This window comes from Pseudomonas sp. S2_E01 (assembly GCF_054668365.1).
The window spans coordinates 3,777,614-3,797,818 of sequence record NZ_CP162762.1 but is presented as its reverse complement, the minus strand read 5'-3'; the positions used below and the strand labels follow the sequence as shown (position 1 = coordinate 3,797,818).

The following is a 20,205-nucleotide window of genomic DNA, read 5'->3' as shown; positions in this document are numbered from 1 at the left end:
ACGCTCGCGATGGACTCAAAAACACCGCGGGGCACCTGATGCCCCGCGTCATCGTTGGCGACCATCGCGAGCGTGCTCGCTCCTACAGACATCCAGACTCAATCAGGGCGGGCATCCACGGATGCCGCCCTTTTTTGTGCAAGAGCATCATGCAAAGCAGCAGCAATCTATTTCCTGTCGCCCTGATCAGCGCCGAACGGCGCGGTGATCTGAGCGAAGATGTCTATCGTTTGAAACCCGGCAACAGCCCCGACAGTACGGTCGAGTTGGCGGTCACGCGTCTGGGCATGGCTGACGAGTCGGTCGCGCGCGGTGTGCCGGTGATCCTGTTGCACGGCAGTTTTTCCAATCGCCGCTTCTGGTTCTCGCCCAAGGGTGTGGGGCTTGGGGCTCACCTGGCGCGTTTGGGGTTCGACGTGTGGGTCGCGGAAATGCGTGGCCATGGCTTGTCCCAGCGTAATCAGGACTACCGCAAGAACCGCGTCGCCGATTACGCCCGGTACGATCTGCCGGCCATTGGCGCGTTCGTGCGCGAGCAGAGCGGCCAGGTTCCGCACTGGATCGGTCACTCCCTGGGAGGCATTACTCTGGCGGCGGCACTGGGGGGCGAATATATCGGTGAGCCGGTCGTGGCCTCGGCGGCGTTCTTTGGCACGCAAGTGAGCCGCACTTACTGGCCACTGAAGATCCCGCCGGTGGAGTGGGGCGGGCGCTTCATTCTCAAACGTTTTGCCCAGCTGTCCGGTTCACGGCTCAAACGCGGCCCAGAGGACGAGCCCATTGGCCTGGCGCTGGAAAGCATGCGCTGGTACGGCTTGTTCGGGCGCTTTGGTGATCGTGACAAGGATTGGTGGGCCGGTTTGGCCAACGTGCAATTGCCGGTGCTGGCCGTGAGTGCGGCGGGCGATCACCAGGACCCGGAATGGGCGTGCCGCAAGCTGTTCGATCAGTTGGGGTCGGCGCAAAAGCAATTCATAAACCTGGGCCGCGAACAGGGTTTTGGCGGCAACTTCGGGCATGTGGAGATGCTCGTCAGCAAGGCGGCGCAGGCTGAGGTCTGGCCGTTGGTGGCGCGCTGGTTGAACGATCAACAGACGCCATTGTTGGGTGAAAAGCCGGATCTGGCGACGGCGGTCTGAGCCAGATGCTCTATTATGGGCATTTCGCTCTGCATGGCTTGCGGCTAAGATATGACGCATTGCGCTTTTTCGGTCACTTTGCGACATCCTCGATTGTCTTCCTTTTTTCAGGAGTTTCTCGATGAATCATTACCTTACGCCTGACCTGTGCGACGCCTATCCGGAGCTGGTGCAGGTGCTGGAACCGATGTTTAGCAACTTCGGTGGCCGTGACTCTTTTGGCGGCGAAATCGTGACCATCAAGTGCTTCGAAGACAACTCGCTGGTCAAGGAGCAAGTCGAGCTCAAGGGCAATGGGAAGGTGCTGGTGGTCGATGGCGGCGGTTCCCTGCGTCGCGCCTTGCTGGGTGACATGCTGGCGGAGAAAGCGGCAAAAAACGGTTGGGAAGGGCTGGTCATCTACGGTTGCATTCGTGACGTCGATGTCATCGCGCAAACCGATCTGGGCGTCCAGGCCCTGGCCAGCCACCCGATGAAAACCGACAAGCGCGGTATCGGCGACCTCAATGTTGCAGTGACCTTCGCCGGTGTCACCTTCCACCCGGGCCACTACATTTATGCGGACAACAACGGTGTGATCATTTCGCCAAGTCCGCTGAAAATGCCTGAGTAAGCTTTAGCCGACCTTGAGAATGGAGTGCGGATGTTCGAGGAAGACAACGCGCAGTGGGGGCTGGTACATGCCCTGGTGCTGGATGGCAAAGGCGGTGCGCGTTCGATTGCCCGGACTGAGCTAGACGATTTGCAGTTGCAGGCGCATGAAAGCCTGTGGCTGCACTGGGATCGCAGCCACCCGCAAACCCAGACCTGGTTGCGTAAATCCAGCGGCCTGAGTGAGTTCAATTGTGATCTTCTGCTGGAAGAGAACACCCGACCGCGTCTTCTACAGCTAACTGACAGCGAGCTGCTGCTATTTTTGCGTGGGGTGAACCTCAATCCAGGTGCCGAGCCCGAAGACATGGTCTCGGTGCGGATCTTTGGTTCGGCGCGGCGGGTAATTTCCCTGCGGTTGCGGCCGCTGCGTGCTACTGATGAACTGTTGGTGCAGTTGGCGGATGGCAAGGGTCCGAAAACCACTTCTGAACTCATCCTTTATATGGCTCAAAACCTCACCAACAAAGTGCAGGATCTGGTCAGTTGCCTCTCGGAAGTGGTCGATGAGGAAGAAGAAAAACTGGATGCCGACGAACGGTATACACCGGAGCATGGCTCCATTTTGCAGATCCGTCGCAGGGCGGCCGGGCTCAAGCGTTTTCTGGCGCCGCAACGGGATATTTTTGGTCAACTGACACGGATAAAATTGCCCTGGTTCGTTGAGGACGATGGCGATTACTGGAACGAACTGAACAACAGCCTGACCCGTTATCTCGAAGAGCTGGAATTGACGCGAGAGCGCGTGGGGCTGGTCCTGGAGGCTGAAGACCGGCGTTTGAGCGTGCGCATGAACCGCACGATGTATCGCTTCGGGATCATCACCGGGATCTTTTTGCCGATGAGTTTTCTCACCGGTCTGCTGGGTATCAACGTGGGTGGCATTCCGTTTTCTGCCAGCCCCTACGGCTTCATGATTGCCTGTTTGTTGATGGTGTTGGTGGCGCTCGGCCAGTGGTGGTTATTCAGACGTTTGCGTTGGGTCTGACAATGCGCCATGTGACCTGTGCAAAATTGACCGCGTCTTTCACAGACATCACGAGAGGTGCGTATGCACGATCCGTTTGAACAGTCTTTGCGCGACATGCTGAACGCTTCACCGTCCACCCGTGACGACGATGCGTGCCTGGGCCGCGTCCTCAAAACCGCCAATCGCCAGGTCGGTGCCGGCGATCTGTTCAGTCTGCTGGGCCGCTGGCTGCCCGCGTTGATGATCGCCTTGAATAACGGATCGGCCCACGTCTCGCCGGTTTCCCGTCTGCATAAATCTACTGCCCGCACTGCTGATAAGGCTGATTGAATATGGAACTTGATCTCTGGACACAGAGCCTCGTCACTGCAATGACTGCGTTATGGACCAAGGTTGCAAACTTCATCCCGAACCTTTTCGGCGCATTGGTTGTGCTGCTGCTGGGGTTCGTCGTGGCGAAACTTCTGGACACTTTGCTGTCGAAGTTGCTCGCCAAGCTGGGCCTCGATCGCCTGATGGGCGGCACAGGCCTCACTAAGTTGATGTCCCGGGCCGGCCTGCAAGTGCCGATCTCAACCCTTATCGGCAAAATCGTCTATTGGTTCGTTCTGCTGATTTTCCTGGTTTCTGCAGCAGAATCCCTTGGGCTTGAGCGAGTTTCAGCTACGCTGGATATGTTGGCGCTGTATCTGCCGAAAGTTTTTGGCGCCGCGCTGGTGTTGCTGGTGGGTGTGTTGCTCGCGCAATTGGCCAATGGGCTGGTGCGCGGTGCTGCGGAAGGGGTAGGTCTGGATTACGCATCAGGCCTGGGGCGAATCGCCCAAGGCCTGGTCATTATCATCAGTATTTCGGTGGCGATCAGCCAGTTGGAGGTCAAGACTGACCTCCTGAACCATGTGATTGTCATCGTTTTGATTACCGTTGGTCTGGCGGTTGCGCTGGCCATGGGGTTGGGAAGCCGGGAAATTGCCGGTCAGATTCTTGCGGGAATCTATGTGCGTGAGTTGTATCAAGTTGGGCAACAAGTGCGTGTTGGCGAGGTCGAAGGCCAGATCGAGGAGATCGGCACGGTTAAAACCACATTGCTGACCGATGAGGGTGAGCTAGTCTCTCTCTCCAATCGGATTCTCCTGGAGCAGCATGTGAGTAGCCGCTAACCCGGCAAACCCTGCTAATGTATGCCGCCGCAAAATGCCCTGAAGGGCTGCGGTGGACATTGACCTGACTGTCGGCCTGACTTGTTTTGAATAACGCTCAACCGCTCTCCACGCGCTATGACCCCCGCGAGCTCTCTGATGAGGAGTTGGTCGCGCGCTCGCATACCGAGCTGTTTCACGTAACGCGCGCCTACGAAGAGTTGATGCGGCGTTACCAGCGAACATTATTTAACGTCTGTGCACGATATCTTGGGAACGATCGCGACGCAGACGATGTCTGTCAGGAAGTGATGTTGAAGGTGCTGTATGGGTTGAAGAATTTCGAGGGGAAATCGAAATTCAAGACATGGCTGTACAGCATCACGTACAACGAATGCATCACTCAGTATCGAAAGGAACGGCGAAAGCGTCGCTTGATGGACGCGTTGAGCCTGGACCCCCTCGAGGAAGCGTCTGAAGAAAAGACGCCTAAACCCGAGGAAAAGGGTGGGCTTGATCGCTGGTTGGTGCATGTGAACCCGATTGACCGGGAAATTCTGGTGCTACGATTTGTCGCAGAGCTGGAGTTTCAGGAGATCGCAGACATCATGCATATGGGCTTGAGTGCAACAAAAATGCGTTACAAACGTGCTCTAGATAAATTGCGTGAGAAATTTGCAGGTATTGCTGAAACTTAGTTCGGCGCAAATTATCTCTTACGTGTAGGCAAGTTCTGATAGAATTGCCGCCGAGTTGTCCCCCGGTTTGTGGGACTGATTCACTATCACCAGATGGGGATTTAACGGATGAAACTGAAAAACACCTTGGGCTTGGCCATTGGTTCTTTGATTGCGGCCACTTCGGTCGGCGCATTGGCACAGGGCCAAGGCGCAGTTGAAATCGAAGGTTTCGCGAAGAAAGAGTACTACGACAGCCAGCGCGACTTCAAAAACGACGGCAACCTCTTCGGTGGTTCGGTTGGTTACTTCCTGACCGACGACGTTGAACTGCGTCTGGGCTACGACGAAGTGCACAACGTGCGTAGCGATTCTGGTAAGAACATCAAGGGCTCCAACACTGCCCTGGACGCTCTGTACCACTTCAACAACCCAGGCGACATGCTGCGTCCGTACGTCTCCGCTGGTTTCTCGGACCAAAGCATCGGCCAGAACGATCGCGGTGGTCGTGACGGCTCCACCTTCGCCAACGTTGGCGGCGGTGCCAAGCTGTACTTCACTGACAACTTCTACGCCCGTGCTGGCGTTGAAGCTCAGTACAACATCGACAAGGGCGACACCGAGTGGGCTCCTAGCGTCGGTATCGGTGTGAACTTCGGTGGCGGCTCCAAGCCTGCTGCTGCTCCAGTTCCAGCACCTGCTGAAGTCTGCTCCGACAGCGACAACGATGGCGTGTGCGACAACGTCGACAAGTGCCCGGACACCCCAGCCAACGTTACCGTTGACGCTGATGGCTGCCCAGCAGTTGCTGAAGTCGTACGTGTTGAGCTGGACGTGAAATTCGACTTCGACAAGTCGGTCGTCAAGCCAAACAGCTACGGCGACATCAAGAACCTGGCTGACTTCATGAAGCAGTACCCAGCCACCACCACTACTGTTGAAGGTCACACTGACTCCGTCGGTCCTGACGCTTACAACCAGAAACTGTCCGAGCGTCGTGCAAACGCCGTTAAGCAAGTTCTGACCAACCAGTACGGTGTTGAGTCGTCCCGCGTTCAGTCCGTCGGCTACGGCGAATCCCGCCCAGTTGCTGACAACGCCACTGAAGCTGGTCGCGCTGTTAACCGTCGCGTAGAAGCGCAGGTTGAAGCTCAAGCTAAGTAATTAGCTCGCAGCTTGAAAAAAGCCCGGCTTAGGCCGGGCTTTTTTTTGCCTGTGATTTGACCACGTCCCCCCATTATCGCGTCATTCGTTTTTTGTAGGAGCGGGCTTGCCCGCGATGGTCGGCAACGATGATGCTGGCTGTCCAAATGCCCGCGGTGCCTGGGCCTCCATCGCGAGCATGCTCGCTCCTACAGGGAACGCGTTTTCTTGTGGGCGCGGGCTTGCTCGCGATGGTCGTCAACGATGACGTGGGCTGTCTGAATGCCCGCGGTGCCTGGGCGTTCATCGCGAGCAAGGCTCGCTCCTACAGGGGAACGCGTTTTCTTGTGGGCGCGGGCTTGCCCGCGATGGTCGTCAACGATGACGTGGGCTGTCTGAATGCCCGCGGTGTCCGGGTCTCCATCGCGAGCAAGGCTCGCTCCTACAGGACGGCGCCGATCAGACTGTAGGAGCGAGCATGCTCGCGATGGTCGTCAACGATGACGCTGGCTGTCTGAATGCCCGCGGTGTCCGGGCCTCCATCGCGAGCAAGGCTCGCTCCTACAGGGGAACGCGTTTTCTTGTGGGAGCGGGCTTGCCCGCGATGGTCGTCAACGATGACGTGGGCTGTCTGAATGCCCGCGGTGTCCGGGTCTCCATCGCGAGCAAGGCTCGCTCCTACTGGATGGCGGTGACTGTCTGGATTTCTGCGCTGCAGGTACTGGCGATGCCGGCCACTGCACCGATGACCAGGATCGCCGGGCTTTTCAGTTCGAAGTCGCGGGCGTCTTCTTCCATGCGACTCAGATCGCTACGACATTCGCGCTGGTGGGGCAGGGAAGCGTTTTCGATCATCGCCACCGGTGTATCGGCCATCATCCCCCCGAGCAGCAGTTGCTCACGGATTTCGCTCAGTTTCGCCACGCCCATGTACACCACCAGGGTCGTGCCGCCCTGGGCCAGTGCCTCCCAGTTCAGGCTGCTGCCATCCTGGGTGTGGGCGGTCACCAGTGTCACGCCGCGGGCCACGCCTCGCAGGGTCAACGGGATGTCACACTGTGTCGCGCCTGCCAGCCCGGCTGTAATGCCATTCACCAAGTCGACCTCGACCCCACGCTCACGCAGCCACTGCGCCTCTTCGCCACCCCGGCCGAAAATGCACGGGTCGCCACCCTTGAGACGGACCACGCATTTACCCTGGCGGGCATAGCGCAGCATCAATCGGTGGATGAAGGCCTGGGGCGTGGAGCGACAACCGCCACGTTTGCCCACGGGAATGATCCGTGCGCCCGGGCAATGTTCGAGCACCGCCTCGTTGACCAGGTCGTCGATCATCACCACATCCGCTTCGTTCAGTGCCCGAACAGCCTTGAGGGTCAACAATTCCGGGTCACCAGGACCTGCACCCACCAGCCAGACTTTCGCGTTCATAGTGTTTTCCTCACGAGGTGACGGCGACCGGCTGCGCAGTGGCCGCCAGCAAACGCTTGATTTCCGGGACGCAGGAACCGCATTGCGTGCCGCAACCCAGTTCCTGTTTCAAACCTTGCAGATCCAGGCCGCGGCGAATACCGGCGCAGACCGCGCCCTGGCTGACGTTTTTGCAGTTGCACAGTGTTTTGCTGCCGGCACTCGGTTCGCTGACGTTGCCAGGCGGTGCGCTCAGCGGTGCGAGCAGCCAGCGCCGTAACTGTTCGTCGACGCGGCCTTGTAGCCACAAATCCTGCAACCAGTGCTGGGCGAGGGTTTCGCCCGCCAGGCGAATCGCGGTGATACGACCGGCGTCGATGCGCACGCGTTTGCCGATGGAGCGTCGTGGATCGTCGTAGGCCAGCACCGGACCCTCGTCCAGACCCAGGCAGCGGTCGATGTCGCGCAGCAATTGCGTATCCGGCGGGGTGGCGTTGGCTGCGCGTATCAGCAGGGCAGGACGATCCCGTCCGGTCAGGCTGAGGTTGACGTAGGAAAACGCCTCACACAGCGGTCGTAGCGTCTCAAAATGGCGTTGAACATCGCCTTCGACCAAGGCGAAGAACGTCCACGGCAGGTTGACCGGGTCAAGCCGTACGCCGGTGTGTTTGAGTTCCGGTTGCTTCGACAACGGGTCGAACGCTGGTTGGGTAATGCCGTTGACGCCACCCTTGAGAAAGCGATCCCCCCAGTGCATGGGCAAGAACGCCTGGCCGGGGCGCACGCTGTCGTCGCCACCGACGGCGACGATGACTGCACCGCGACGGCTTTTCAGGCTGACCAGTTCACCGGCTTGCAGCCCATGGCGTTGAAGATCATCGGGATGCAGGCTCAACACGGCTTCACTGACATGCCCGAACAGTTGCGCGGCGGTGCCGGTGCGGCTCATGCCGTGCCATTGATCGCGCAGGCGCCCGGTGATCAGCGTCAGCGGGTAGTCGCTGTCGCGTTGCTCCCTGGCGGCGCAATAGGGATCGGCAATAAACCGCGCGCGCCCATTGGCGGTGGGGAATATCCCATCGGTGTACAGGCGTGTCGTACCCGCCGTTGCGCCGGCGGGGAAAGGCCACTGTTGCGGCCCGAGGTGGTCGATCAGGTCGTGGCTGATGCCGGACAGATCCAGATCCCGTCCACGGGTCAGTTGTTTGTACTCATCGAACAACTGCGCGGGCGATTCGAAGGCGAACAGGCTCGGTTGTCCCGGACGCAAATGTTTCTCCAGGCGTTGCGCAAAGTCCACGGTGATCGCCCAGTCGGAGCGCGCTTCACCCGGTGCGACAACGGCGCGGCGAACGTGGGAAATCCGCCGTTCCGAATTGGTCACCGAGCCTTCCTTCTCACCCCAGCTGGCGGCGGGTAACAACAGGTCGGCGAACCTGGCGGTTTCGGTGGTGTGAAAGGCTTCCTGCAACACCACGAACGGGCAGGCCTCCAGGGCTTCGCGCACCGCGTTCTGGTCCGGCATCGATTGCGCCGGGTTGGTGCAGGCGATCCACAGCGCCTTGATGGTGCCATTGCGCACTTGCTCGAACAGTTCGATGGCTGGCAAGCCGGTACTGTCCGGCAGTTGATCCACGCCCCAGTACGCTGCCACTTCGGCGCGATGCTCTGCATTGGCCGCTTCGCGATGGCCCGGCAGCAAGTTCGACAGGCTGCCGGTTTCGCGGCCGCCCATGGCATTCGGCTGGCCGGTCAGGGAGAAAGGCCCGGCACCGGGACGACCGATTTGCCCGGTGGCCAGGTGCAGGTTGATCAGCGCACTGTTTTTCGCGCTGCCGGAGGTCGACTGGTTCAGGCCCATGCACCACAACGACAGGAAGCTCGGCGAGGTGCCGATCCAGCGGGCGCATTGCTGCAGTTGTTCGATATCGATCCCGCACAGCTGCGAGACCATCGGCGGGGTGTAGTCGCGCACCAGATCCTTGAGTTCGGCCAGGCCTTCGGTGTGCGCCTCGATGAAGTCGCGGTCAATCCAGCCTTCCCACAGCAGCAGGTACAAAATCCCATGGAACAAGGCGACATCGGTGCCCGGCAGAATCGCCAGGTGCAAGTCGGCCAGGTCACAGCTGTCCGTGCGACGAGGGTCGATGACGATGACTTTCATCTCAGGCCGACGGGATTTGGCCTCTTCCAGGCGGCGAAACAGTACCGGATGGGCGTAGGCCATGTTGCTGCCGACGATCATCACGCAGTCGCTCGACTCGAGGTCCTCGTAGCTGCACGGCGGGGCATCGGCACCCAGGCTGCGCTTGTAGCCGACCACCGCCGATGACATGCACAGCCGCGAATTGCTGTCGATGTTGTTGGTGCCGACCAGCGCCCGCGCCAGTTTGTTGAAGCTGTAGTAATCCTCGGTCAGCAGTTGCCCGGAGATGTAGAACGCCACGCTGTCCGGGCCATGTTCGGCAATGGTGCTGGCGAACACGCTGGCGGCGTGATCGAGGGCACTGTCCCAATCGGTGCGGCTGCGGGCCTGGCCCTTGCCCAGGCGCAGTTGTGGATACAACGCACGCGCCGCGAGGTCGCCCGTCAGGTGCAGGGTCGAGCCTTTGCTGCACAGTTTGCCCAGGTTGGCCGGGTGCGCCGGATCGCCGCTGACGCCGAGGATGCGCTCGCCGTCGTGCTCGATCAGCACGCCGCAGCCGACGCCGCAGTAGCAGCAGGTGGAGGCCGTGATCTGGCGGTTCATCAGCTGGCTTCCCGCAAGTCATGCTGCATGGAATCGGCCAATTGAAGGGCGCCGAACATCAGCCGATCACGAATCTCGGCGATGTCGAGGTTCTGCCGAATCTGCTGGAAATATTCCCCGCCATCCACGGTGTCGCCGTACAGGCAGGCGCCGACCAGCACGTCGTCCTTGATCACCAGTTTCTTGTAGATGCCGCTGATCGGATCGCTGAGGGTGATGGTTTCGGTGCCTTCGCCGCCCATGAAGTCGCCCGCGGAAAACAGGTCGATACCGGTGACTTTCAGTTTGGTCGACGTCACCGAGCCCTTGTAGGTGGCGAACCCCAGGCGAGCGAGGTGATTGGCGCAGACCTTGGCCTGTTCGAACAGTGGCGCGACCAGGCCATAGGCGGTGCCACGGTGACTGGCGCATTCGCCGATCGCATACACCCGCGGGTCGTAGGTTTGCATCGTGTCGTTGACCAGGATGCCTCGGTGGCAGGGTAGCCCGGCTTTTTCCGCCAGCTCGGTCGCCGGACGAATGCCGGCCGCCATCACCACCAGGTCGGCGGGGATCGTATCGCCGTTGTGGAATTCCACTGAGCCGACCCGGCCGTTGCCCGCATCGTGCAGCGCTTTGGTGTGTTCACACAGACGAAAATGCAGGCCACGCGCCTCCAGCGCGCTTTGCAGCATGCGACCGCTGACGCTGTCCAGTTGCCGCTCCAGCAGCCATTCGCCGTTATGCACCACCGTGACGTGCATGCCGCGCAGCATCAGACCGTTGGCCGCCTCCAGACCGAGGAGGCCGCCACCGATCACCACGGCGTGGCGGTGGGTTTTTGCGGTGTCGATCATCAAACGGGTGTCGGCGATGTCGCGGTAGCCGATGACACCGTGCAGGGTGTTGCCGGCTATAGGCAGGATGAAAGGGGTCGAGCCGGTGGCAATCAGCAGGCGGTCGTATTCGGCTTCGGTGCCGTCCTCGGCGATGACCCGGCGTTTGATCCGGTCTATCTGCACCACTTTGCGATTGAGCAGCAGCTTGATGCCGTTGTCCTGATACCAGTTCAGGTCGTTGAGCACGATGTCTTCGAAGGACTGCTCGCCCGCCAGTACCGGCGATAGCAGGATGCGGTTGTAGTTGGCATGGGGCTCAGCGCCGAAGACGGTGATGTCGTACAGCTCGTTACTCAGCTTGAGCAACTCTTCGAGGGTACGAACGCCGGCCATGCCGTTGCCGATCATCACCAGTTTGAGTTTTTTCATCAGCTTCTCCAGCGTGTTCGACAAATGGCGCGCAAACAAAAAAGGCATCCCCGCTGGTTATCCAGCGAGGACGCCTTTGTCCTGATCCCGTTCTCTCGGGAAGCCCAGCCGTCATCGTTGAAGGCTGGTCTTTATGTTTGATGGGAGAGGTAATGCAGCGGTTGTGCCAAGTTGGCGGGCGCCCGTATTTGTTGGGGCGGGGCATTGGTCTGGAAGGCAGGGGTGCACCGAATCGAAGCGGGTTGCCCACAAATGGAGCGGGTATTCAGCAGGTTTTGTGGTGAATGTTGCGCCGCCTTCGCGAGCAAGCCCGCTCCCACAAGAGCACCACCGTACTTGTGGGAGCGGGCTTGCTCGCGATGGCCGCGACTCGGTTCAGCTGTGAAACAACAAAACCAGCAGCACCAGATTCCCCAACAGCGACACCAACCCCAACGTGCGCCACACCTTCAGCGGTTCACGCTCCAGCAGCGGTCGAGGTCGCACACTCAGGCTGCGCCGTTCGCCCTGTTCCAGCACCAGCAGCCATTCTTCCGCCGTCTCGAAGCGCTGGCCGGGATCGGCGGCCACCGCACGCTCCAGGCTTTGTGCCATCCACTCCGGCAAGTCCGGCCGATAGCGACTGGCGCTGACCGGCGCGCCGAATCGTGGGCGCTGGAAGGCTTCGATTTCGCCGTAGGGAAAATGCCCGGTGAGCAGGAAATACAGGGTCACACCGACCGCATACAGATCCTGTTGCGCAGTGGGCGGGTCGCCGCGAAAGGCTTCCGGGGCGATATAACTCGGCGTGCCGGGCAACGTCGAGGGCTGATCTTCCGACAGGCCGGGGCAATAGGCGAGGCCGAAATCCAGCAGGCGCAATTCGCCATCGTCCCCCAGCAGCAGGTTTTCCGGTTTGATGTCGCGGTGCAGGATCTGCCGACGATGCAGCATGCCGACCGCCCGCAGCAGGCGCTCCGCCAGGTCCAGCCATTGCCCCAGCGCCAGCGTGGTGTTGTTTTGCGCCAGTTGCGCCAGGGTCGAGCCGGCGTACTCGCGCATCGCGTAGTACAGGTGCTGGCGTTGGCCGCCGGCATGCACTTCGGGGAAATGTCGCCCGGCGACCCGCTTGAGAAACCACTCCTCTGAGAGCAGTGCCTGCCCGGCAAGATGATCGTCGCGCAGGGCTCCGGGCAAGGTTTTCAACAGCCAAGGTTGTTGCTGGGCGTCGTGTACCCGATACAACAGCGATTGCTGACTGTGTCCGACGATCCCCTGGACCTGCCAGCCCTCGAAAGACTGGCCCGGCTTCAGTGCGGGCGGAAGGGGCCATTGCTGCAAGTGAATCAACGCGTCGCCGATGCTGGTTTCGCCCAGGGCGTCGACCCGGACCAGCAGTGCACTGGCATTGTCCTGGCTGCCGGCCAGGTGCGCGGCGTTGACCAGGGTTTGCGCGGCGCTGTGCAGGTCCGGTTGATCGCGCAGGATCGCCGCAATGGCGGTATCACCCAACACGGCCCAGATGCCGTCGCTCAGTAGCACGAAACTCTCGTCGACACGCAACTCGCCGTCGAGAAAATCCAGCACCAGGTGTTGATCCAGGCCCAAGGCACGCTTGAGCACATGCTGCATGCCTGGCTGGTCCCAGACATGGTCTTCGCTGATGCGTTGCAACTGGTCGGCATGCCAGCGATAAACCCTGCAGTCACCGACATGGGCCAACGTGAAGCGTCGACCGCGCATGACCAACGCGCTCACCGTGGTCAGCAGCGGTTGCCCGCCACCGTTGGCCTGCAACCAGCGATTCTGTGCCAGCAGCAGGCGGTCCAACGCTTGGGCGACACCCCAGGTTTCCGGGGTGGCGTAATAGTCCAGGGCCAGCGCCTGCAAGGTCGAGCGGGCGGCGAGCCCGCCATCGGCGCACTGGCTGACGCCGTCGGCGATGGCGAACAGGTAGCCCTTGCTCGCCGCCAGTGCCGGCGCCGGTGTGACCAGGCGCAGGGCGTCCTGGTTTTCTTCGCGGGGACCCGTGGCGCTGGCTTCGGCGAAACTCAGTTGCAGGCTCATTCAGCCCTCACACCCGCGCGGCGGTGACGGCAGCCGAGCCCCAGGTGGTTCTCCAGCGACGCTTGACCGCGTGCAGGCCGAACCAGGCGAGCACGCCCAGGCTGGCGAATAACCACAAGGCCAGTTGGTAGCTGCCGGTGCTCTGCTTGATTGCACCCATCCCGGCCGCAAGGGCGAAACCGCCGATGCCACCGGCCATGCCGATCAAGCCGGTCATCACGCCGATCTCGCGACGGAAACGCTGTGGCACCAGTTGGAACACGGCGCCATTACCCGCACCCAAACCGAGCATGGTGCACACGAAAAGCGCCAGTGCCGCGTAGGAACTGGGCAGGTTGAAGCCCACGGCCGCGATGCAGATGGCTGCGACGGTGTACATGCCCAGCAGGGTGCGAATGCCGCCAAAGCGGTCGGCCAATGCACCGCCCAACGGACGCATCAGGCTGCCGCCAAACACGCAGGCGGCGGTGTAGTAACCGGCAGTCACCGGGCTCAGGCCGTATTGATCGTTAAAGTAGCCGGGCAGCGCGCTGGCCAGGCCAATGAAGCCGCCGAAGGTCACACAGTAGAAGAACATGAACCACCAGCTGTCACGGTCGCCCAGGGCCTTGAAGTAGTCGGCCATCGACTTGGCTTTGGGCCGTTCCGGGGCGTTTTTCGCCAGGCAGGCAAACACGATCAGGGTCAACACCAGTGGGATCACCGCGAAGCCGAACACGTTGCTCCAGCCAAACGCGGCCGCCAGCACCGGGGCGATCAACGCCGCCAGTACGGTGCCCGAGTTACCGGCCCCGGCGATGCCCATGGCCTTGCCCTGGTGCTGCGGCGGATACCACTGTGACGCCAGCGGCAGTGCCACGGCGAAAGAGGCGCCGGCCATGCCGAGGAACAGACCCAGCACCAGCGCCTGCTCGTAGCTGTGGATCCCGAGTTTCCAGGCGCCGAACAGGGCGCAGATGACGATGACCTGGCCGATGATCCCGGCGGTTTTGGGTGACAGGCGATCGGCGAGCATGCCCATGATGAAGCGCAGCACGGCGCCAGCCAGGATCGGCGTGGCCACGACCATGCCGCGTTGTTGAGTGGTCAGGTGCAGGTCGCCGGCGATTTGCACGGCCAAGGGGCCGAGCAGGTACCAGACCATGAAGCTCAGGTCGAAATAGAGGAAGGCCGCGAACAGGGTCGGGGTATGGCCGGATTTCCAAAAGCTTGAATTCATCGCGCACCTCAGCTGTGAGTCGTCTTGAGAAGGAGTCATGAGCTTGCAGGTGGGGGGCCGCAACGGCCGCTCCACCGGCCCCGAGCTGTGGGGCCAAAACAAAAAAACGCCGCCACCTGATGGGCCATGGGCCTATCGGGTGAGCGACGTCTTTGTCGTAGGTGGGGCAACCGCCGTTGGTTACCTGTGGAGGAATGCTTTGCCAGATCTGTGCCAACAGGTGAGACCGTGTGACGGCCAATCGCGAGCAAGCCCGCTCCCACAGAGGATTGCGGTCCCTGTAGGAGCGAGCTTGCTCGCGATGGCGTCCTTCAACCCAACAGTTCACTCATGGCAATGATCTGCTCCGCCACCTGAATCAACTTCTGCTGCCGGCTCATCGCCTGGCGACGCATCAGGGTGTAGGCCTCTTCCTCGTTGCAGTCTTTCATCTTCATCAGCAGCCCCTTGGCCAGCTCGATGCGCTTGCGCTCGGCCAGTTGCAGGTCGCGTGCATGGAGCTGGGCGCGCAGGGCCTGGTCGCTTTCGAAGCGGGCCATGGCGACGTCGAGAATGGGTTGCAAGCGTTGTGCGTGGATGCCTTCGACGATGTAGGCACTGACCCCGGACTTGATCGCCTGGCGCATCACATCGGGGTCATGTTCGTCGGTGAACATCACGATCGGGCGTGGCTGGTCGCGGCTGACCAGCACCACTTGCTCCATCACATCGCGGCTCGGTGACTCGGTATCGATCAGGATCACGTCCGGACGCACCGTTTCGACGCGGGCAGGCAGGTCGATGGTCAGGCCGGATTCGTCGATCACTTCGAAGCCGGCTTCGGTCAGCGCCGCTTTGAGCCGGCCGACTTTCTTCGCGGTGTCATTGATCAGCAGGATACGCAACATGTTCGCAGTCTCCTGTCAGCGGCTGGCGAGTAGGGACGAGCTGTAGCTCATGGCGTGCAGCTTGAAACTGCGGGCATAACCGGCCGGATCCGAGCCGTCCCAGGTCTTGCCATCAATCAATTGGCTGCTGCGCATTTCCCGGCTCGACGAGGCGATACCGACGGCGCTGGCGGCCGCTTTATACAAGTCCAATTGCTGCACCTGCCGGGCCACCGCGAGGTAGTCCGGATCGTCGCGCAGCAAACCCCAGCGCCGGAACTGAGTCATGAACCACATGCCATCCGACAGATACGGCAGGTTGACCTCCCCATCGTCGTGGAAACGCAGGGCGTGCGGGTCCTGCCAGCGATTGCCGAGACCGTCGTCGTAATCGCCGAGCAACCGGGGCTCGATGCAATCGAGCGGCGCGTCCAGGTACTCAGGCGCGCTCAACAATTGCGCGGTGCTGCGGCGGTTCTCGGTACTGTCTTCGATAAAACGGCTGGCTTGCAGGATTGCCATCACCAGCGCACGTGCGGTGTTGGGGTATTGCTCGATAAAGGCGCGCGTGCAGCCGAGGACTTTCTCCGGATGATCGGGCCAAATGGTCTGGGAGGTCGCCAGGGTGAAGCCGAGGTTCTGTTTCACCGCGCTGGCAGCCCAGGGCTCGCCGACGCAGAAACCGTCGATACGCCCCGCTTGCAGGTGCGCAACCATTTGGGGCGGAGGCACCACCACGCTGTCTACGTCATGCAATGGATGAATGCCCTGGCTCGCCAGCCAGTAATACAACCACATGGCGTGGGTACCGGTGGGGAAGGTCTGGGCGAAGGTGAGCTTTGGGCGACTTTGGTGCACGTGGCGGTCCAGTGCTTCAGGACCGGTCACTCCCAGCGTTTGTAAACCGTGGGACAGGTTGATGCTCTGGCCGTTCTGGTTCAGGCCCATGAGCACCGCCATGTCGGTGGCCGCCACGCCGCCGATACCCAGGTGCACCGCGTAAACCAGGCCATACAGACTGTGGGCGGCATCCAGTTCGCCACTGACCAGTTTGTCCCGCAGGTTGGCCCATGATGACTGGCGCTTGAGGTTCAAGGTCAACCCGTAGGGCTGGGCGAAACCCTGCGTGGCCGCCACCACGACCGAGGCACAGTCGCTCAAGGCCATGAAACCGAGGTTGATTTCGGTCTTTTCCGGGGCATCGCTGCCATTGACCCAGGCCAACGGGCCGGCTGATGGTTCGTTCATCGCGTCTTCACCTTGCAAAAAAAAGCGTCGCCCCGCGTCCTCGCATGCGCAAGGCCGGGTGACGACGCCGTTGTCCGTGCACTCATCCCGCCGTTGACATGAGTGCTGATACCCGGTGGGTGCAAGGCATATGCCAGAGCGGCTTTCATCAGGTTTTCATCAGGACTTGCAGGGCGCGGTCTTTCATCCTGCCGAACCTTGATCGCCAGGCTGAACAGAAAATGGGCGTGCACACTGAACCTCTTTGCCTCACACATCCTGCCCCTGGTCGCTGCGGCGAATGGGTGATGCATTTGCGCATCAGCGAATCGGGCCTGTGTCTGGGGGCGGCGTCACACTGTCGGCTGCCCGGCGGTTGGGAAGGGTTGGTCGCGGCCAGCGAGCCGTTGCACATGCACGGTGGCGGCGTGCAGGTGCTACCGCTGACGCCGGCATTGCTGGTGAAGTTGCAGGTGTTTCTCGACGTGAGCGACGTGCTGATCGACCCACAACCGCGCCCCGGCACCTGGGCGATGTTGCCAGTCGGGTTGGACACCGTGCGGTCGGAGCGTGGGTTGGAGCAGTGGTACATCGCCCAGGCCCTGGGTGGCGGTCCGGCTTTCCAGGCGTTTGCGCAGGTGCTGCGACATACCGAGAGTTACGGGCTCGTGCGATTCCTGCTGGAGCAGGGCACCCGCAGCGAAAAGCTCATCGAACTGGCACGGCGATACGGCGTGTCGGTGTCGCACTTTCGGCGCCTGTGCCGCCAGGCATTGGGCAGCGCGGCCAAACCTGCGTTGCGTGGCTGGCGCACGGGCAGGGCGCTGCTGAACATGAGCCTGCAAGACAATTCGCTGACAGATGTTGCGCTGGACCTGGGCTATGCCTCGTCTTCGCATTTCTCCCGGGAAATCCGCGAATTGGTGGGCTTCTCCCCCAGCAGCCTGTGCGACATCACGTATCTGCCGGGGAAGTGAGGCAATGAGCCATCGATTGATTTTCCTGTTGGCCATCTGTTTGCACAGCGCCTGGCTCCTGGCGCCACCCAGTGTGCAGGCCAGTGTCTACGAAGCGCGCGAGCAGAGTGTGCGCACCTTTTTCAGCGAGTTGTCCGGGCCGCTCGGCAAGCCGGTCGTCGTCAGCAAGAGCGCGGCGGCCAAGCGGATTTCGGGAACCTTCGATCTGCGCGAACCGCAGCAGGTCTTTGAGCGCGTCAGCAGGCAGATGGGGCTGATCTGGTACAGCGAGGGCCAGGCCATTTACCTGTACGACGCCGGCGAATTCAAAAGCTCGATGATGGCACTGCAAACACTGACCGTGGCAAAACTGCAGGCGTTCCTCGAGCGCTCCGGGTTGTACGATCGGCGCTATCCGTTGCGCCACGACGGGCTGCGCACTTTCCATGTCTCCGGACCGCCGATGTACGTCGATCTGGTGATACAAGCGGCCGGGATGATGGACAACCAGCGCTCGGAGCTGATGCTGGGCAAGCAGCAGATTGGCGTGATCCAGGTGCGCAATACCTTCGTCGGCAACCGCCAATACGATCTGCGCGACGACAAGATCACGATCCCTGGCCTTGCGACGGTGATCGAAGACTTGCTGCGAGGCGAGCGCAATGGTGTCGAAGCGACCGTGGCGCAGGCCTCGGTGGAACCACCGGCACAGATGCCGATGTTTCCGCTGGCTGGCCTGGCGAACACGCTATCGGACCAGGACCCGTCTGCACCGCGCATCCTCACGCGAGACATGGCCGCCGGCAATATCCGGGTAGTGGCCTATCCCGACACCAACAGCCTGCTGGTCAAGGGGCTGCCGGAGCAGGTGCGTTTCATCGAGAACCTGGTGACGGCGCTCGACACGCCCAAGCGCCACGTCGAGCTGTCGCTGTGGATCATCGACCTGCACAAGGACGAACTCAATCAGTTGGGGATCAACTGGCAAGGAGGGACGAAGGTGGGTGGGAAGCTCGGTGTATCGCTCAATACCGGCTCGACCACCACCCTCAATGGCGCGTCATTCGTCGCGCGGATCCTGGCGCTGGAGCGTACCGACCGGGCGAATGTGGTGTCGCGACCGATGATCCTGACGCAAGAAAACGTCCCGGCGATTTTCGACAACAATCGCACTTTTTATGCGCCGCTGGTGGGCGAGCGCAGTGTCGACCTGCAACACGTAACCTACGGCACGCTCGTGAATGTCTTGCCGCGCTTTGCCCAGACCGACGAAATTGAAATGTCGCTGACCATCGAGGACGGCAACCAGATCGACAATCCGGCCCAGGGCGAGCAACCGAGTGCATTGCCGACGGTGGGTCGCACCCGCATCAGTACCGTGGCGCGGGTGCCTCCGGGCAAGAGCTTGCTGGTGGGGGGCTTCACCCGGGATGACCACAGCGAGCAAATCGGCCGGATCCCGGTGCTCGGCTCGATTCCGTGGATCGGTCGGCTGTTCAGTTATCGGCAAAGTCGTTCAGCCAACACGGTGCGTGTGTTTCTGATTCAGCCCAGGGAAATTCGCGATGCGCTGGAGCCGCAGGTCACAGAGCCCGCTGCGCAATTGCTGACCCCGCAACAGCACGAACGTGTAAGGCGAAGCTACCTGCGGGGGGGCGACCGGTGATCCCGTCCCCGATTTCCAGCGGCGGGCGTGCAGCCCAGGCGCGGCTCAACAGCGAGAAGGCGGGTGAGTACCCACCGCCACAGGCCATCCAAAGTGAGGCCGACGACGGCGTTGCGGTCACGCTAAGCCAGCGCCTGGTGCAGGCCAGTGATGAAATGTCCGCTGCGCTCACCCAGTTTCGGGTACGGCGACATTTCGAATTGAAGTCCGAGGGTGTGCCGGACAACTTTGAGCGGGTGCTGGAAGACGACGTTCTACCCAAGGTGCAGCAACTGCTCAGGCTGGCGCCGCTTGCCGACCCACCGGTTGCCGGGCTACTGAGTATGGCTCGCAAGCTGTTCGCCGATGACAGTGATCTGGTGTGGGTGTTGCGTGAGTTGTTGCGCCGCAAGGCGCTGGACACTCTCAGTCGGCAACGACTCGAAATCCTGTTGCAGGCGGTGGTCGCCCAGGCATGTCCCAAACGCGTCAGCGCGGGGATCAACGCCGCACTCAAGGCCCGACTGTTCGGTGCCAGCATGTCCGTGCGGGCCGCATTGTTGCGAGAAACCTACCGGGATTTTCTCGAATCCGATGACGGACCGGTCGGCTGTTATCAGGACTGGATTGCGCTCTACGGATGGAGTCAACGCAGGCACGTGCTGGCCTTCATCGAGGCAGCGCTGCTCACCGACATCAGCGCCCAGGACCCGAGTTGTTCACGCCTGGAATTTGGCCAACTACTGACCCGACTCATGGGGCTCAAGTGCCTGCGTTCAGCCGAAATCCTGTTTATCGATGGTGTGCTCAGCGATCCGGCGCTCTGCCGACACAACGCGGACGAAGGCGACTGGCTGGTGTTTCTGCTCGGACTGTTGACCTGTCCGGATGAACTCGACGCGTGGCTGTTCGGCGTCCTCGGTGAGTCGGTGCGCTTGAGTGCCCATCCTGAGCGGTCGGCGCTGGTGCAGACGGTACGACGCCTGAGCCTGCAATTGCCGTTGGCGTTGTTTGCCGACGAACAGGCACTGCAGCGTCTGGCACTGCAATTTGTGCATCTGGCCACCATTGCCTTCGGTTACGAAGGCCTGGCCTCGAGACGATCTGGTGGTGACGCGTGACCC

General features: G+C 61.2%; 16 protein-coding genes and 1 pseudogene. 10 read left to right on the top strand and 7 right to left on the bottom strand.

Annotation, left to right across the window (positions count from 1 at the left end; genetic code table 11):
• The first annotated feature begins 149 nt into the window (after positions 1 to 149).
• From AB4O36_RS17610 to AB4O36_RS17580, 7 genes are all read left to right on the top strand, one after another.
• Positions 150 to 1,139, top strand: coding sequence for an alpha/beta fold hydrolase (locus tag AB4O36_RS17610; RefSeq protein ID WP_460139875.1), 990 nt, complete (start codon positions 150 to 152; stop codon positions 1,137 to 1,139).
• A 121-nt stretch (positions 1,140 to 1,260) separates the two neighbouring features.
• The gene (gene rraA, locus AB4O36_RS17605; RefSeq protein WP_046027054.1) at positions 1,261 to 1,752 is read left to right on the top strand and encodes a ribonuclease E activity regulator RraA; all 492 of its coding nucleotides are present in this window, start codon (positions 1,261 to 1,263) and stop codon (positions 1,750 to 1,752) included.
• Positions 1,753 to 1,782: 30 nt separating this feature from the next.
• The gene (locus AB4O36_RS17600; protein WP_460139874.1) at positions 1,783 to 2,778 is read left to right on the top strand and encodes a zinc transporter ZntB; all 996 of its coding nucleotides are present in this window, start codon (positions 1,783 to 1,785) and stop codon (positions 2,776 to 2,778) included.
• Between the two features lie 63 nt (positions 2,779 to 2,841).
• Positions 2,842 to 3,090, top strand: a complete 249-nt coding sequence (locus tag AB4O36_RS17595) for a CrfX protein (RefSeq protein ID WP_460116965.1) — start codon at positions 2,842 to 2,844, stop codon at positions 3,088 to 3,090.
• 2 nt (positions 3,091 to 3,092) lie between these two features.
• Entirely contained in the window at positions 3,093 to 3,917 is an 825-nt protein-coding gene (locus tag AB4O36_RS17590; protein ID WP_007916401.1) for a mechanosensitive ion channel family protein, read from the top strand.
• Positions 3,918 to 4,003: 86 nt separating this feature from the next.
• A complete protein-coding gene (gene sigX, locus AB4O36_RS17585; RefSeq protein ID WP_460116964.1) occupies positions 4,004 to 4,594 on the top strand; it encodes an RNA polymerase sigma factor SigX in 591 nt (196 codons plus the stop codon).
• Between the two features lie 108 nt (positions 4,595 to 4,702).
• A complete protein-coding gene (locus AB4O36_RS17580; RefSeq protein ID WP_460116963.1) occupies positions 4,703 to 5,737 on the top strand; it encodes an OmpA family protein in 1,035 nt (344 codons plus the stop codon).
• Between the two features lie 657 nt (positions 5,738 to 6,394).
• Here AB4O36_RS17580 and cobA read toward each other — a convergent pair.
• The 7 genes and pseudogenes from cobA to AB4O36_RS17545 all read right to left on the bottom strand — a co-directional run bounded on the left by cobA (position 6,395) and on the right by AB4O36_RS17545 (position 16,501).
• Positions 6,395 to 7,147: a uroporphyrinogen-III C-methyltransferase gene (gene cobA, locus AB4O36_RS17575; RefSeq protein WP_460139873.1), complete on the bottom strand. Its 753-nt coding sequence runs from the start codon at positions 7,145 to 7,147 to the stop codon at positions 6,395 to 6,397.
• Between the two features lie 10 nt (positions 7,148 to 7,157).
• Positions 7,158 to 9,875, bottom strand: coding sequence for a nitrate reductase (locus tag AB4O36_RS17570; protein ID WP_460139872.1), 2,718 nt, complete (start codon positions 9,873 to 9,875; stop codon positions 7,158 to 7,160).
• A 32-nt stretch (positions 9,876 to 9,907) separates the two neighbouring features.
• Positions 9,908 to 11,122 (bottom strand): annotated as a pseudogene (locus AB4O36_RS17565) (NAD(P)/FAD-dependent oxidoreductase); the annotation flags it as partial.
• A gap of 375 nt (positions 11,123 to 11,497) precedes the next feature.
• Entirely contained in the window at positions 11,498 to 13,168 is a 1,671-nt protein-coding gene (locus AB4O36_RS17560) for a protein kinase domain-containing protein (protein WP_460139871.1), read from the bottom strand.
• A gap of 7 nt (positions 13,169 to 13,175) precedes the next feature.
• Positions 13,176 to 14,387, bottom strand: a complete 1,212-nt coding sequence (locus AB4O36_RS17555; protein ID WP_460116959.1) for a nitrate/nitrite transporter — start codon at positions 14,385 to 14,387, stop codon at positions 13,176 to 13,178.
• Between the two features lie 311 nt (positions 14,388 to 14,698).
• Positions 14,699 to 15,274: an ANTAR domain-containing response regulator gene (locus AB4O36_RS17550; RefSeq protein ID WP_084318725.1), complete on the bottom strand. Its 576-nt coding sequence runs from the start codon at positions 15,272 to 15,274 to the stop codon at positions 14,699 to 14,701.
• Positions 15,275 to 15,289: 15 nt separating this feature from the next.
• Complete coding sequence (locus tag AB4O36_RS17545) at positions 15,290 to 16,501, bottom strand: CmpA/NrtA family ABC transporter substrate-binding protein (protein ID WP_460139870.1); 1,212 nt, start codon at positions 16,499 to 16,501, stop codon at positions 15,290 to 15,292.
• Between the two features lie 287 nt (positions 16,502 to 16,788).
• Here AB4O36_RS17545 and AB4O36_RS17540 point away from each other — a divergent pair, with 287 nt between their 5' ends.
• Genes AB4O36_RS17540 through sctW form a run of 3 tightly spaced genes read left to right on the top strand, consistent with a single transcriptional unit; the run spans position 16,789 to position 20,202 of the window.
• On the top strand, positions 16,789 to 17,457 hold the full coding sequence (locus AB4O36_RS17540; protein ID WP_460139869.1) for a helix-turn-helix domain-containing protein: 669 nt from the start codon (positions 16,789 to 16,791) through the stop codon (positions 17,455 to 17,457).
• 4 nt (positions 17,458 to 17,461) lie between these two features.
• Positions 17,462 to 19,102, top strand: a complete 1,641-nt coding sequence (gene sctC / locus AB4O36_RS17535) for a type III secretion system outer membrane ring subunit SctC (RefSeq protein WP_460139868.1) — start codon at positions 17,462 to 17,464, stop codon at positions 19,100 to 19,102.
• Entirely contained in the window at positions 19,099 to 20,202 is a 1,104-nt protein-coding gene (gene sctW, locus AB4O36_RS17530; protein ID WP_460139867.1) for a type III secretion system gatekeeper subunit SctW, read from the top strand. Before sctC ends, sctW begins: the two co-directional genes overlap by 4 nt.
• The last annotated feature ends 3 nt before the right edge of the window (positions 20,203 to 20,205 follow it).